The 13,447-nt window shown below is 34.6% G+C and carries 14 protein-coding genes and 1 pseudogene; 7 read left to right on the top strand and 8 right to left on the bottom strand.

Going from position 1 to position 13,447, the window contains the following annotated elements; all coding sequences use genetic code 11:
- Positions 1–28 precede the first annotated feature (28 nt).
- Positions 29–1,453, bottom strand: a complete 1,425-nt coding sequence (locus tag B806_RS0115710) for a GntP family permease (RefSeq protein ID WP_017386928.1) — start codon at positions 1,451–1,453, stop codon at positions 29–31.
- A 610-nt stretch (positions 1,454–2,063) separates the two neighbouring features.
- On the opposite strand from B806_RS0115710, the pseudogene B806_RS0115705 reads away from it, so the two are divergent.
- Positions 2,064–2,490 (top strand): annotated as a pseudogene (locus B806_RS0115705) (hypothetical protein).
- A 268-nt stretch (positions 2,491–2,758) separates the two neighbouring features.
- Here B806_RS0115705 and B806_RS20230 read toward each other — a convergent pair.
- The 3 genes from B806_RS20230 to B806_RS0115690 form a co-directional block, all read right to left on the bottom strand.
- Positions 2,759–3,160, bottom strand: coding sequence for a J517_1871 family lipoprotein (locus B806_RS20230; RefSeq protein WP_017403212.1), 402 nt, complete (start codon positions 3,158–3,160; stop codon positions 2,759–2,761).
- A gap of 56 nt (positions 3,161–3,216) precedes the next feature.
- Complete coding sequence (locus B806_RS19785) at positions 3,217–3,330, bottom strand: hypothetical protein (protein WP_014206701.1); 114 nt, start codon at positions 3,328–3,330, stop codon at positions 3,217–3,219.
- A 97-nt stretch (positions 3,331–3,427) separates the two neighbouring features.
- Positions 3,428–3,781, bottom strand: coding sequence for a hypothetical protein (locus B806_RS0115690; protein ID WP_078225433.1), 354 nt, complete (start codon positions 3,779–3,781; stop codon positions 3,428–3,430).
- Positions 3,782–4,269: 488 nt separating this feature from the next.
- Between B806_RS0115690 and B806_RS19960 the strand changes: the two genes are divergently transcribed.
- The 6 genes from B806_RS19960 to B806_RS0115660 all read left to right on the top strand — a co-directional run bounded on the left by B806_RS19960 (position 4,270) and on the right by B806_RS0115660 (position 10,011).
- Entirely contained in the window at positions 4,270–4,659 is a 390-nt protein-coding gene (locus B806_RS19960; RefSeq protein WP_031944606.1) for a hypothetical protein, read from the top strand.
- Positions 4,660–4,772: 113 nt separating this feature from the next.
- The gene (locus tag B806_RS0115680; RefSeq protein ID WP_017386923.1) at positions 4,773–5,654 is read left to right on the top strand and encodes a LysR family transcriptional regulator; all 882 of its coding nucleotides are present in this window, start codon (positions 4,773–4,775) and stop codon (positions 5,652–5,654) included.
- 245 nt (positions 5,655–5,899) lie between these two features.
- A complete protein-coding gene (locus B806_RS0115675; protein ID WP_002113873.1) occupies positions 5,900–6,604 on the top strand; it encodes a CoA transferase subunit A in 705 nt (234 codons plus the stop codon).
- A gap of 1 nt (position 6,605) precedes the next feature.
- The gene (locus B806_RS0115670; RefSeq protein ID WP_014206696.1) at positions 6,606–7,247 is read left to right on the top strand and encodes a 3-oxoacid CoA-transferase subunit B; all 642 of its coding nucleotides are present in this window, start codon (positions 6,606–6,608) and stop codon (positions 7,245–7,247) included.
- 116 nt (positions 7,248–7,363) lie between these two features.
- Positions 7,364–8,773, top strand: coding sequence for a TIGR00366 family protein (locus B806_RS0115665; RefSeq protein WP_017403211.1), 1,410 nt, complete (start codon positions 7,364–7,366; stop codon positions 8,771–8,773).
- Positions 8,774–8,838: 65 nt separating this feature from the next.
- Complete coding sequence (locus tag B806_RS0115660) at positions 8,839–10,011, top strand: thiolase family protein (protein ID WP_017386921.1); 1,173 nt, start codon at positions 8,839–8,841, stop codon at positions 10,009–10,011.
- Between the two features lie 49 nt (positions 10,012–10,060).
- Here B806_RS0115660 and B806_RS0115655 read toward each other — a convergent pair whose 3' ends face one another.
- The 4 genes from B806_RS0115655 to B806_RS0115640 form a co-directional block, all read right to left on the bottom strand.
- A complete protein-coding gene (locus tag B806_RS0115655; RefSeq protein ID WP_003651675.1) occupies positions 10,061–10,954 on the bottom strand; it encodes a LysR family transcriptional regulator in 894 nt (297 codons plus the stop codon).
- Between the two features lie 233 nt (positions 10,955–11,187).
- Positions 11,188–12,081 (bottom strand): LysR substrate-binding domain-containing protein, encoded by an 894-nt coding sequence (locus B806_RS0115650; protein WP_017386920.1) that lies wholly within the window; start codon positions 12,079–12,081, stop codon positions 11,188–11,190.
- Between the two features lie 554 nt (positions 12,082–12,635).
- Positions 12,636–12,857: a hypothetical protein gene (locus tag B806_RS0115645; RefSeq protein WP_014206692.1), complete on the bottom strand. Its 222-nt coding sequence runs from the start codon at positions 12,855–12,857 to the stop codon at positions 12,636–12,638.
- Between the two features lie 108 nt (positions 12,858–12,965).
- Positions 12,966–13,148, bottom strand: coding sequence for a hypothetical protein (locus B806_RS0115640; RefSeq protein ID WP_002113649.1), 183 nt, complete (start codon positions 13,146–13,148; stop codon positions 12,966–12,968).
- Between the last annotated feature and the right edge of the window lie 299 nt (positions 13,149–13,447).

Here is a 13,447-nt window from a genome sequence, read left to right as displayed (position 1 = left end):
TACTCCTTAATACTTATAACGCACTGATTTAAACAATACCCGTTACGGTAAAGACTGTAATTACCACAAATACCGCTAACGTTTTGATTACCGTGACTGCAAAAATATCTTTATACGATTGTTTATGGGTTAACCCCGTAACAGCGAGTAAAGTAATAACAGCACCATTATGCGGGAGTGTATCCATTCCCCCCGATGCCATCGCAACCACACGGTGCATGACTTCTGGTGGAATACCCGCAGCTAAAATCGCGGCGTTATATTGTTCAGCCATCGCACTTAAAGCGATACTCATACCACCAGAAGCCGAACCGGTAATACCTGCTAAAACGGTTGTGGTCACAGCCCCATTGACTAATGGATTTGTGAAGGTACTGCTCATTGCATGGCTAATCAGAGCAAAGCCCGGTAATGACGCAATAATTGCACCGAAACCATACTCAGAAGCCGTATTCATCACTGCTAAAAGTGAGCCGCCAATACTGGCATTAATGCCCTCTTTGAAGTTCGTCACTACACGTTGATAATCAAATAAAATTGCAGAAATAATCCCGACAATGAGTGCAAGACCAACCGCCCAGATCGCACCGGTTTTTGCAACATCTACGGTGTAATCCGCTAGACCAACTGAGGCAAAATCAAAGCCATTTGGATACCACTCTTTGATTGCTTTAGACAAATATTTATTCATTACTGCAACAAGAATAAGGGGTACAAATGCTAAGAACTGACGAGCGGTACTTCCATTCTTTTGCAAGTTCATATCGGCTTCAATTTCTTGTTGAGGCTGCGTATTGTCTACACCAAAACCAGAGTACCCTTCGCCTGCTTTTGCAGCAGCTCGACGACGCCATTCTAAGTAAGCCAAACCCATGCATAGAACAAAGATAGCACCGATAATTCCTAGAAATGGTGCAGCATAAATATTGGTGCCAAAGAATGTAGTTGGAATTACGTTTTGAATTTGTGGCGTACCCGGCAATGCATCCATAGTAAATGTAAATGCACCAAGCGCAATAGTTCCCGGAATTAAACGTTTTGGAATATTAGCTTGTCTAAAAAGCTGGTTTGCAAAAGGATAAATTGCAAATACAGCAACAAATAAACTTACACCGCTATATGTTAAAATTGCACCTAACAATACAACGGTTAAAATAGCTTTTTTTGCTCCAATCCATCTCACAATGGTTCGTGCAATAGACTCAGCAATTCCTGACATTTCAACGACTTTACCGAAAATTGCCCCGAGTAAAAATACAAGAAAGTAATCTTTAATAAAGTTCACCATTTTGGGCATAAATACACCCGAATAAAACGGTAAGACATTGGCAGGGTTAATGAGTAGAACAGCAAGTAAGGCACAAATTGGTGCCATTAGAATGACAGAAAAGCCCTTGTAAGCTGTATACATTAACAGCCCAAGTGAAAGTAGAATTACAAATAATTCCCACATATATTCCTTCTCCCTAAAGAATAGATATTAGGTTCAATAAAATTACCAAAAGATATTTAGGTTATCCCAAACCTAAAATGATAAAAATCACAGTATCTATGAGTGGTAATAGGTAAATGAGCTTAAAAATAAAATATCACTAAAATATTTAAAAACAATGCAATTTATTTAAATTTTAAAATGCCAATAAAATACAATAACTTATTTTATTTAGGTGGTAAAACACCATCATTTAAAAGTCATTATTTTTTAATAAAACTTATTAATTATTGAGTAAATTAAATTAATGCCTCTATATTATTTAATAAAGACAATTAAATAATATATTTTTTAAAATAATTTGATAAATATAATTCATCTTATTCTTTTGAAATATTACGCAGATAATTTTCTATCTTTATCTGAATAAATCAATTTGAAGCTTAATCGTCAAAAGATTAGAGCAGGAATATAGAGTTGTGTTTTTTAATAGTCTCATCTTTACTCGAGAACGGCCTTGTTTATTAAAGATAACTTCTACTTATGTCACTAAAGCTAGACAATGTAATGAATACTATTACATGTCTATTGATAGACTTTATAATTTAGACTTTTCACTAGTATATGAGTTATGAATAAAAGAAATATTTTGTTCACTCTTCAAACTGGATTGATCATCCTACTTAATGGATGTACCGATACTTCTCTGGCTCAAAATAAGGTTATTGTTCCACAAATTGGTTACTCTAAATGCTGATAATGCAAGCTATAGTGAGGCACAAATCAAGATTGAAGGCTCTTGTGTTTATTTAATGAATACAAATGATCGAGTAATTCCTATTTTTGCAACTAAAGATGCTCATTGGGATAGCAATAAGTATCTTTTAATTGTTGACTCAAAAGAATATAAAGATGGAGACACGATTGCTTACGGCAGCGGAGAAGCTTATCCCATTAATTTGAACAACTACAAATGGATAATTAAACCTGATACTACATGTGATCTAAGTAAAGGCGTTATTATCAATCAATTTATAGAACCTCTTACTAAAAAGTAAATAAAAAAAGCCCTATATGAAAATTCAACTCTTAGCTTCTTTAACTGCTTTTAGCCTAACATCTTGCATGGTAAAACCTACTATAACTAACCATGAAGAGGTTTCTATTCAACCGATACTTATTACAAGCAATATGAAAAGTAATATTTCAATGATGGCTTCAGCACATGGAAAGCTTATAGCAGATAAAAATGGATGTATCAGACTGGGCGATGAAAAAGGTCCGTTGATTATTTGGCCTTATGGCAGCAAATTTATAAAGTGGTATCTATATTTCTTTAACACATTTTAGTGAAGCTGCCTTTAAGTCGTTATCAGCTTTATAAATCATATTCGAATTAGAGGCACTTAAAATTGTTCTAGCTTCGAGTATATCTTTGTTAAGAAACTTAACTTCTAAAACCATACCATTTTGAAGATAAATTATATTATTGAAATACTTAACTTTATTGAATACTACATGTCCACTAGTATCGTCGCAAAGTATTCCATTACCATCTGCGTCAAGTTTTATGGTTGATATGCTTGGGCCGATTGAAATCGTCCATACCCCTGACACTAAAGGTATAGAAGGCTGTATTTCGCTAAATTTATTATTAGTCATTTGGGTAGTTGGGCTTACACATCCACTTAATGAAAAAATTAAGCTTAATGAAATTATCTTTTTCATGAAATTACTCCTTTTAATTATGACTAAAACTTAACAGTTCAGAAAATAAAAAACTATCAGTTCATATAGCGCCCTACCCCATACACACTAGACCTGATTGAACCAATATGAGATGTTTGATATGCATCAATACCTACAATAGAGACCACAAAAGATTGCACGACCTCCATAGTGATTTTCTTTACCTTATCTTCTACTTATTTTGCCACACCAAGACTAGAACTAATCGGCTTATCCTTTTCAAGCCCATATACATCTCTGCAAACTTTAATATTTAATTGATATCCATATTCCGGAAACAAAACTAAAAATTAGATAAATAAATGCAGCAATAATTATGGAAAAAAGGACTATGATGACTCCGTTAGTGATATGGTCTCCATTGGTACCATTCTCAGTGTTTTCCTTGGGATTAATTATCATTGGGGTATTTAAAGATTTTTTTGCCTCATAGAATCCCCAGCCTATACCCAGCAAAACAATTAGTACCGCAAAACCAACTCCAATATCATAAATAACTTCCTCAGCAGCATATTTATCATTTGAAGCTGAAACACACTTTTCAAAGTATTTTTTTTCAATTTCAGACAGTGTGGAGATTGATTTTTGATCTTTAAACATATCTTTAAAATGGATATTGCATGTCTCAATAAATTCTTCTTTATCGTCAGTTCCATCTCCCTCGTAATTACTTGGACGTGAAATATATATTGAACTATGTGTAGTTGTAGCCATCTAATTACAGTAATTTACATACAAAATGATAGTTTAATTGATAGTAAAAAATATTCAATTTAGGCCTTACTCAAATGAATCAAAAACCAATGGTAATGACATTTCAAACCTTTCATATGATTTTTATAAAGCCTTATCTCAAAATAGTAAAAATTAATATATTCTTTTGGATACTTACTAACTAAATTATAAAAGTGCCGTTCACTTATTAAGGATGTGCATTTAATTTTTTGGCTTCTAATTTTTAGATTTATTCACCTTTTTATCTTTATGAGTTTCGATAAATTTATACTCTTTATTTTTAAAAATAGCATTTATTTAATTTAAATTATTCAATAGAATAACAATGTAAAATCTTGATAAGAAAACAAAATATGATATGGATTAAATTTATAATATATCCTTTGGGGATGTTTGTACTGTGGCAAATTATTTTCATAATTACGCAACTCTCTTTAACATACCTAAATACGCCACAAGTCCTTGTAGCTATACTTTCATTGATCATAAATTGCGGTATGCAAATTTTGATTGGTTATAAAATCCCTCAATTAGCACCAAAATATAAATTTGTAGCGAGTGCTACATACATTATTCTCTTCACCTTTTTGTTAGCAATCTATTCAACAACTATTTTATTAGAAGGCTTAAAAGTTGCTCCTCAAGCAATTTGGCTAGGTTATTTGTTTTTCCATGTAGTTGGAATGGCTCTATACTTTGCTAATAACACAGATGAGTTTTGTTGGGAAAATTTACTGAAGTAGCTCAGCCTATTGTCCCCTGCTTTATTTTTATAATTTTTTCAAAAAACATCATATTAGACAAATTTTCGTATAAATTACCCTTCTAAATGAGCTGGGTAATCTAAAGGAATGAAATGACGCTTAAACAACTAAAAGCTTTTTTAGCTCTTGCGCGTACACTCAACTATGCTAATGCATCATTAGAGCTACATCTAAGCCAATCTGCCTTAAGTCTCACCATCAAAAGCTTAGAAGAAGAATTAGGCGGAAAACTATTTAACCGTAATACTCGCCGTGTTGAGCTTACCCAAGAAGGTAAATCCCTCATTCCATATGCAAAAAAATTACTCGCCAATTGGGATGAAATGGAAAACGATGTTAAACAACGTTTTAAGCTCAATCGTGGAACCTTGAGTATCGCTTCAATGCCCTTCGTGACTCATGCAATTCTGCCTGAAGTAATTCACCACTTTTTAGAACTTCATCCCAATCTTAACTTTTCAATTCACGATATTCCCAATGAAACCATTATAGAAAAAGTACAAGATGGTATTTTCGAGCTTGGTATCTGCTTTGAACCTGATCTCACCGAAGGCCTAGAGTTCAAACCACTATTTGAAGAAGATTTCTTAGCTCTATTACCAAAGACTCACCCACTTGCTCAATCATCTTCTATTACATGGCAAGAGCTTTGTTCAAATCCATTCGTGACATTGCAAAAACCTTCAATTGTTCGATATTTAGTTGAGCAAAATTGTTTGCGAAATAATATAACGCTCGATTTGAAAGTTGAATGTCACCAAATTTCATCACTCTCAAGTTTCGTTGCTTATGGAATTGGAGTAAGTGCAATTCCAAGACATTTTGCTAAACACATTGATAAAGAACATAACGTACTCATTGAGTTAAAGGATGAATCTATTCATAAGACTGTAGGAATTGTTTATAAAAAGAACTTTGAAATTTCAAATATTTCAACTCAATTTATTGAGGCTTTGATTCAATATAAATTTTAAAAAATTAAAGACTGCTTTTTAGGATGAGCTAAGCATACGCTTAAGCTAAAATTATTAATTATTATAATTTTCAATGATGTGAGGTGATTTTTTAAAATATTTTGCTTTATGTTCGTCTGATCTTTTGTAGACGATTTGAAACCATTCATTGATTATACTTATTAATCATTTAAAAAAATTAACTTCTATAACGCAAAATGTGATGCTAAAACTAAGATTACTAAGGGATATAGGATAACAATAGAATGAATAAAGTTTATGCCAATGCAGAGGCAGCACTAAAAGACGTTATTGCAGATAATCAAACACTTGCCGTAGGCGGTTTTGGTTTATGTGGAATTCCGGAAAAACTGATTGTTGCAGTTAAGCAAAGTGGTGTGACTGGTCTCACATGTATTTCAAATAACGCTGGTGTAGATGATTTTGGTTTAGGTATTTTGCTTCAAACCAAACAGATCAAAAAAATGATCTCTTCTTATGTTGGTGAAAACAAAGAATTTGAGCGCCAATATTTAAATGGTGAACTTGATGTAGAACTTACTCCGCAAGGTACTTTAGCTGAAAAGTTACGTGCTGGTGGTGCTGGTATTCCGGCGTTTTATACACAAACCGGCGTTGGTACACTCATTGCCGAAGGTAAAGAAGAACGTACCTTTAATGGCAAAAACTACATTTTAGAAGAATCTTTAACAGCAGATGTAGCTCTTGTTAAGGCCTATAAGGCAGACAAGGCTGGTAACTTAGTGTTCCGTAAAACTGCTCAGAATTTTAACCCTGAATGTGCGATGGCTGGAAAAATTACAATTGCCGAAGTTGAACAGGTTGTTGAAATTGGTGAATTAGATCCGGATGAGATCCATTTAGCGGGTATCTATGTAAACCGCATTGTACTTAATGCGTCACCTGAAAAACGTATTGAGCATAAAACTTTAAGCACGGAGGCAGTATAAAATGGCTTGGTCACGTAATGAAATGGCACAACGTGCTGCAAAAGAACTTGAAGACGGTTTTTATGTCAATTTAGGTATTGGCTTACCTACTCTAGTTGCTAACTATATTCCAGAAAATATTAATGTTTGGCTTCAATCTGAAAATGGTCTATTAGGCATTGGTGAGTTTCCAACTGAAGAAACTGTTGATGCTGATTTAATTAACGCCGGTAAACAAACAGTTACTGCTCGCCCTGGTGCAGCATTTTTCTCAAGCTCAGAATCTTTTGCCATGATCCGCGGTGGCCATGTCAACATTGCAATTTTAGGTGCAATGGAAGTTTCCGAAAATGGTGACTTAGCGAACTGGATGATTCCTGGCAAGAAAGTCAAAGGTATGGGCGGTGCCATGGATTTGGTTGTTGGTGTCCAAAAAGTTGTAGTGCTTATGGAACACTGTGCAAAAGATGGTACGCCAAAGATCGTTAAAAACTGTAGCCTACCTTTAACAGGTAAAGGTGTGGTTCATCGTGTCATTACTGACTTAGGTGTAATGGACATTACACCACAAGGCGTAGAGCTGATTGAACTTGCTAAAGATGTCACGCTTGAACAGATTCAAGCTGCTACTGGCGTTGAGTTTTATAAAACCTTAGTCGCGTAAATTTTAATTTTTAGTAAGCCAGATAAGACTTAAGTTAGAAAGTGAGCTTGAGTCTTAGCCCTTTAAAGCACCGGATGTGCTGTCTATAAATAAGAATGAGAAGGATTTTTTCAGCTATGGAAAAACAGCAAGGAATTTTTGAAAGATTTGCTCTTCGGATTAGTGAGTGGTCTGAAAAATGGTTTCCTGATTCATATATTTTTGCATTACTTGGCGTCATTATCGTGTCAGTTGCCGCTTTAGGTATTGGTGCGCCTATTCACGATGTTGCGACTTCCTTCGGTAACGGTTTCTGGAGTCTTATTCCCTTTACCCTGCAAATGACGATGCTCATTATTGTAGGTTATGTCGTTTCTGTATCTAAGCCCGTAAAGTTCCTAATCCAAAAAATGGCACGTATTCCAAATTCGGGACGTGGTGCTATTGTTTTAGTTGCAACCGTTAGTTTATTAATTTCACTGGTCAATTGGGCAGTAAGCACGATTCTTACTGCACTTTTAGTGATTGCATTAGCGAAACGTAAAGAGCTGAATATGGATTACCGTGCAGCGGCAGCGGCTGCAATTATTGGTATGGGGGCAACTTGGGCACTGGGAATTAGCTCTTCGGCAGCACAGCTTCAAGCGAATAAAACCAGTTTACCTGAGTCAATTTACAACTTAACTGGCGTTATCCCATTTACTGAAACGATTTTCCTTTGGCAATCAATTGCGATGACCATTATTTTGGTGATTGTTTCAATCGCAATCGCTTACTGGTCAGCTCCCAAAGGTAATAATGTTAAAACGATTGATAGTTTTGATGTTCAATTTGAAGAAGATAAACCACATGATGAGAAATCTAATCGTCCAGGTGACTGGTTAGAAAACTCGCCTATCTTAACGATTATTGTGGTCGCATTAGGGTTAATCTGGATGTTTTTTGAGTTTTCAAAAAGTAATCCAATTATTGCTATTTCAAGTTTAAACACCTACAACTTTGTGTTTTTAATGCTTGGGTTAGCCTTGCATGGCACACCACGAAACTTCTTAAATGCTGTTTCAAAGGCAGTTCCAGCTGTATCAGGAATCTTAATTCAGTTTCCACTTTACGGAAGCATCGCTTTTATTATGACGCAAGCTTTAAACAGTCAAGATTTATCGCTGTCGCATTATATAGCCGAATTTTTCGTTTCAATTGCTTCAAAAGAAACCTTTGCAATTGTGATGGGAATTTACTCTGCGATTCTTGGGTTCTTTGTGCCATCTGGCGGTGGAAAATGGATTATTGAAGCCCCATATGTCATGCAAGCAGCAAATGATTTGAAAGTTCATTTAGGCTGGTCTGTACAAATTTATAATGCAGCCGAAGCTTTACCGAACTTAATCAATCCGTTCTTTATGCTTCCAATGTTAGGCATTTTAAAACTAAAAGCAAAAGATGTGATTGGTTTTACAGTCACTCAGCTCGTTGTGCATTTTCCGTTAGTTTTATTTTTATTATGGTTCTTTGGAAGAACACTTAGCTACACCCCACCTACTTTTTAATTTACTGGCGCCTTTAGTTTCGGCTAAAGGCAAATTTAGCAAATACATCAATAAGAGATATTAAGATGAGTTCAATTGTTATAGTTTCAGGTAGCCGTACTGCAATGGGCGGTTTTCAAGGCAGTCTATCGGCTTTAACTGCACCAGAACTTGGCGCTGCTGTTATCCGTGAATCGATCCAACGTGCAGGTGTTGCACCTGAACAAGTAGATGAAGTTATTTTTGGTTGTGTATTGAGTGCAGGCATAGGTCAAGGTCCTGCTCGTCAGGCGATGCGTAAAGCTGGTGTACCTGATCATGTCGGCGCAGTTACCATTAATAAACTATGTGGCTCTGCCATGAAAGCGGTGTTAATGGCATCTGATACTCTAAAAGCAGGCAGTGCCAATATTATTGTAGCTGGCGGTATGGAATCTATGACCAATGCACCTTATATTTTACCGAAAGCTCGCGGTGGTTACCGTATGGGTCATGGTGAAATTAAGGACCATATGTTTTTAGATGGTCTTGAAGATGCAGAAACAGGCCGCTTAATGGGTTCTTTTGCTCAAGACATGGCAAATACCAAAGGCTTTACACGTGAGCAAATGGATAACTTTGCAATTTCTTCACTTAAAAAAGCGCAAACTGCGATTACTGAAGGTTATTTCAAAGAAGAAATTGTTCCTGTTGAAATAAAAACACGTAAAGGTGTTGAAGTTATCGATCAAGATGAACAGCCATTAAAAGCGAATCTTGACAAGATCCCAACATTACGCCCCGCTTTTAGTAAAGATGGGACAATTACAGCTGCTAACTCAAGCTCAATTTCTGATGGCGCTGCTGCTTTAGTACTCACCACTGAAGAATATGCTCAAAGTCATGGTTTAAATACTTTGGCAAAAATTGTTGCAACATCTACTCACTCACAACATCCAAGCGAATTTACCATTGCTCCGATTAGTGCAATTCAAAAAGTACTTAAGCGTGCTGGCTGGTCTGTTGATGAGGTAGATGCTTGGGAAATTAATGAAGCTTTTGCAATGGTAGCAATGGCGCCAATTCATGAACTCGGCATTGATGAAGCAAAAGTAAACGTCCATGGCGGTGCTTGTGCTTTAGGCCATCCAATTGGCGCAACTGGCTCAAGAATTATTCTTTCTCTTATCTATGCTTTAAAACGCCTTGGTAAGAAGAAAGGTGTTGCTGCTTTATGTATTGGTGGTGGTGAAGCTACAGCTGTTGCAATTGAAATCTAAAAATTAAAGTGCACGGAAGATGTAAGAATTTTTCTTACATCTTCTTTTTTTAGACTTTAAAAAGTTCATAACAGGTTTGACGGAACCATTTATGGCTACTTTTATGATGGCAAGACATATGCCAATGTTGTTTAACATCATAAGTTGGGAAGTCTAGAGGTGCTGGTAAAATCTGTAAATTTTCTCTCACCAATAAGACTTGGCTTAAATAATACGGTACCGTTGCGATCGCATCTGTTTCTTGAACGACTAATCCCACTCCAAGATAGCTTGGTAATCGAATTAAGATATTTCGATCCAATCCTTTGTTCTGCAATTCATTTTTAATATGGTAGTGCCCGATTCCCGCATCAATGTCGATATGATACTCGCGCATATAATCATCTAAAGTAAAATTATTTGGATCTAAACGAGGATGGCTCTTAGAGCTAATCACCACATAATGTTGTTTAAAAAACTTTTGTTGATAAAAGCCTTCTTCTAATTGGGGTAAAAAGCCAATTGCAAGATCAATCTCACCATTTGCCATTTGATAGCTGGTTTCTGGCGTAATCGGCCTAATATTCAAGCGAATTAAAGGGGCTTTCTCTTTTAAATAGTTTGTTAATTGCGGTAATAAAACCAGATGAGATACATCTGTCATCGCAATTGTAAAAAGCTGATCTGAAGTTAGCGGATCAAAATTCACACTAAAATTATTAATGCTTTCCACTTTATCAATCACTTCACTAATGAGTGGAAAGATTTCTTTAGCTAATTCGGTTGGAATCATTTCATTCCCAACACGAATAAAAAGTGGATCATTAAAATGCTGACGGATTTTGTTCAGTCCATTACTAACGCTCGGTTGTGTAAGCCCAATAGCATCAGCAGCCATTGAAACACTTTTAAACCGATAAATATGATAAAAAATATTTAGTAATCTACTATCTAGATCAAACAAAATTGTCTCCGTCTGGATCAAATAATCCATTCAAAAGGAATAAAATCAGACACAGCATATATAAAAATGCTCACTAGATTTCTGAATTATTGATATATGGTCTAAATTAACAAAGAACCTAGACCATGAGCAATGCTTTATAAAGCCTTTCATCATAAAGACAAAGGTATGAGCTCTTTGATTGATTACTTTGTATGTAAATATCTTGAGGACATCACATATCATTATAAATTTTAATCATGTTGAGTTTGGAAGCCCTTCCAGATTTGCTGAACTGATTTGTTATCACTCAAGTTATTTTTAAAAATATAAATATCTTGTGGCAGACAATATTCGTTATCGTCCAACATGACCAATTTTCCGGTAGCGAGATCTTCTTCTACATTAATTTTTGGAATCCATGCTACACCTAAACCTTGTAATACAAGCTCTTTCAAGTTGGTGGCATTGTCAGTTTCATATAAGGTTTTGTAGATCAGTTTACCTTCAATTAATTGATCGACCAATTTGCGCAAATAAGCATGTTTACTATAAGCAAGTAATGAAAAATTACTCTGAATTGTATGCTTAGGCGTATGATCTGCTTCGGTAGCTGACACTGGAACAATCTCTGTTTCAGCAATCTTGATACCACTTAAAATATCATCACCAACCCGATTAATATTAGATCGATCTGCATAGCAAATCATAAAATCGCAGGCACCTTCTTTTAAAAGAGATAAGCCTTCACCACTATTCGTCGCGACAATTTCAATTTTTAAATCACGCATAAATGTTGGGAATTTTTTTAAAAAAGTGGTTAAAAAACCTGATGCTAATGAGTGGACAACACAGAAACGAATCGTAGATTCGGTTTCATTTTTGATGTTTTTAATCAGCTTTGCTGTTTCTTCTACCTGCTTCTCAATATTTTTAGACATCACCAGCATAATCCGTCCAATGTCTGTAAATTCAATATTATTTTTATTATTTCGAATAATAACTTCAGCTCCGATCATCTCTTCTATTTGCTGAATTCTACGCGTAAACGCAGATTGACTAATAAATCGTTTTTCGGCTGCTTTTGAAATAGAACGCTCACGCTCAAGTGTCAAAAGGTCTTCTACCCAACGTACTTCTAAGTTCATTTTATGCATTCCCTTTTTATAGTTATGTCCTTAATCTGTCTGGTTGGGAAGCTGAATAAATAGCTGAATAGATGAATAAAAACTATAAAACATGGGAGTACCTGCAAAAATGCGATGGAGGATTGGCAAAGCCAAACAATAAAAGTAAGTATTTAAATAATTCTGACATAGAAAAGAGCGTAAGAGAATAAAAGACTTTGATTTAACTCAAGAACTCATACAAATATAAAATTATTAATCTAAAAATTATTTTAAATCAAAAAGTAAGGAGTATATAACGCAAGTAAATAACAAGTTTTAAGTTAATAAAAAAAAGAAATAATCCTATGCTTTACTCATGTTTTATTTTTTATAAAAAAAGTCCGCACCTTGGGGAAGAATACGGACTGTAAAACTGAAAATGACTATCTTGCTTATTTCAGGAATTAAACTCTCTGACTCAATAAATTCATTTAAATCAGAAGATATACTTGTATTATAGCTCAGTCCATAAAACCTGACTATTCTACTAAAGTATTTAACTTAAGACTTAAGATTGAATAAAAACCGAATTTCTAATATTCACCAATGAGGTAATATAACTTTCTTGAAATTTCAACCATCATATTAGAAGTATATTGAGTAATTTCAAAAACTTGCTTTTTCTGGGGGTTGAACACCATATTGTCGTTTTCATCACTAAAAAAGATATAAGTGGTGTATTTATCCATATGGTGGATATGCTCTTTTAAGCTTAATTTTTCCCCAGAATTGGGATCATAGGCGATAAACTTCATTCTCATGAATTTTGTCTCTATACATACAGTCTTTTACCCAAATTTTAAGAAAATCTAGATAAAACAATATTTTGATGGATAATATGAAATAGTTAATAAGAACTGAGGCTACTTGTAAGATATGGGCACAATACTATTAGCTTTGTTTACCGAGGTTTCAGCAGAAGCGATTGATTGCTCTGCTTCTTTAAGCAGACGAGAAGTTTTAGACTCACTTTTCTCTTCACCATGGAAAAGCACATAGTATGTAAAACTTCCCAAAATAATTAATGCGGCTGTGACTTTTAACATAAACTTAAAACTAAGATTTTTTCGTATTATAGTGTTTTTTATGTGAAATGCATCACATTTTTATATTAATTTGTTAGATAGGCTTCACTTTAAAAGCTAATAATAAAGATAATTAAGTTGATATTTCACTTAAATTAACTAGTCTTAATTTTTGCAATGGGTTTCTTTCAAAAATTAGATGACCATTCATTGTATCAAGCAAATTTTGAAATTAACTTCATCTCAATATTAAATTATTAATTTATATAGTTTAATTAATCGTTGTAAGTGAAATCTCCTAGTTAGTTGACTATAAAATT

Source organism: Acinetobacter sp. TG2027 (genome assembly GCF_000302435.1).
Lineage (GTDB): Bacteria > Pseudomonadota > Gammaproteobacteria > Pseudomonadales > Moraxellaceae > Acinetobacter > Acinetobacter pittii.
Note: the sequence above shows the minus strand (reverse complement) of the source record. Positions and strands in the feature narration are given on the sequence as shown.

What these genes read in the sequence shown, in the direction of transcription:
- B806_RS19960 (WP_031944606.1), top strand. Translation starts at nt 4,270, where the DNA reads ATGATATGGATTAAATTTATAATATATCCTTTGGGGATGTTTGTACTG.
- B806_RS0115650 (WP_017386920.1), bottom strand. Translation starts at nt 12,081, where the DNA reads ATGAACTTAGAAGTACGTTGGGTAGAAGACCTTTTGACACTTGAGCGT.
- B806_RS20230 (WP_017403212.1), bottom strand. Translation starts at nt 3,160, where the DNA reads ATGAAAAAGATAATTTCATTAAGCTTAATTTTTTCATTAAGTGGATGT.
- B806_RS0115645 (WP_014206692.1), bottom strand. Translation starts at nt 12,857, where the DNA reads ATGAAGTTTATCGCCTATGATCCCAATTCTGGGGAAAAATTAAGCTTA.
- B806_RS0115640 (WP_002113649.1), bottom strand. Translation starts at nt 13,148, where the DNA reads ATGTTAAAAGTCACAGCCGCATTAATTATTTTGGGAAGTTTTACATAC.
- B806_RS0115690 (WP_078225433.1), bottom strand. Translation starts at nt 3,781, where the DNA reads ATGTTTAAAGATCAAAAATCAATCTCCACACTGTCTGAAATTGAAAAA.
- B806_RS0115665 (WP_017403211.1), top strand. Translation starts at nt 7,364, where the DNA reads ATGGAAAAACAGCAAGGAATTTTTGAAAGATTTGCTCTTCGGATTAGT.
- B806_RS0115710 (WP_017386928.1), bottom strand. Translation starts at nt 1,453, where the DNA reads ATGTGGGAATTATTTGTAATTCTACTTTCACTTGGGCTGTTAATGTAT.
- B806_RS0115680 (WP_017386923.1), top strand. Translation starts at nt 4,773, where the DNA reads ATGACGCTTAAACAACTAAAAGCTTTTTTAGCTCTTGCGCGTACACTC.
- B806_RS0115660 (WP_017386921.1), top strand. Translation starts at nt 8,839, where the DNA reads ATGAGTTCAATTGTTATAGTTTCAGGTAGCCGTACTGCAATGGGCGGT.
- B806_RS0115670 (WP_014206696.1), top strand. Translation starts at nt 6,606, where the DNA reads ATGGCTTGGTCACGTAATGAAATGGCACAACGTGCTGCAAAAGAACTT.
- B806_RS0115675 (WP_002113873.1), top strand. Translation starts at nt 5,900, where the DNA reads ATGAATAAAGTTTATGCCAATGCAGAGGCAGCACTAAAAGACGTTATT.
- B806_RS19785 (WP_014206701.1), bottom strand. Translation starts at nt 3,330, where the DNA reads ATGGAGGTCGTGCAATCTTTTGTGGTCTCTATTGTAGGTATTGATGCA.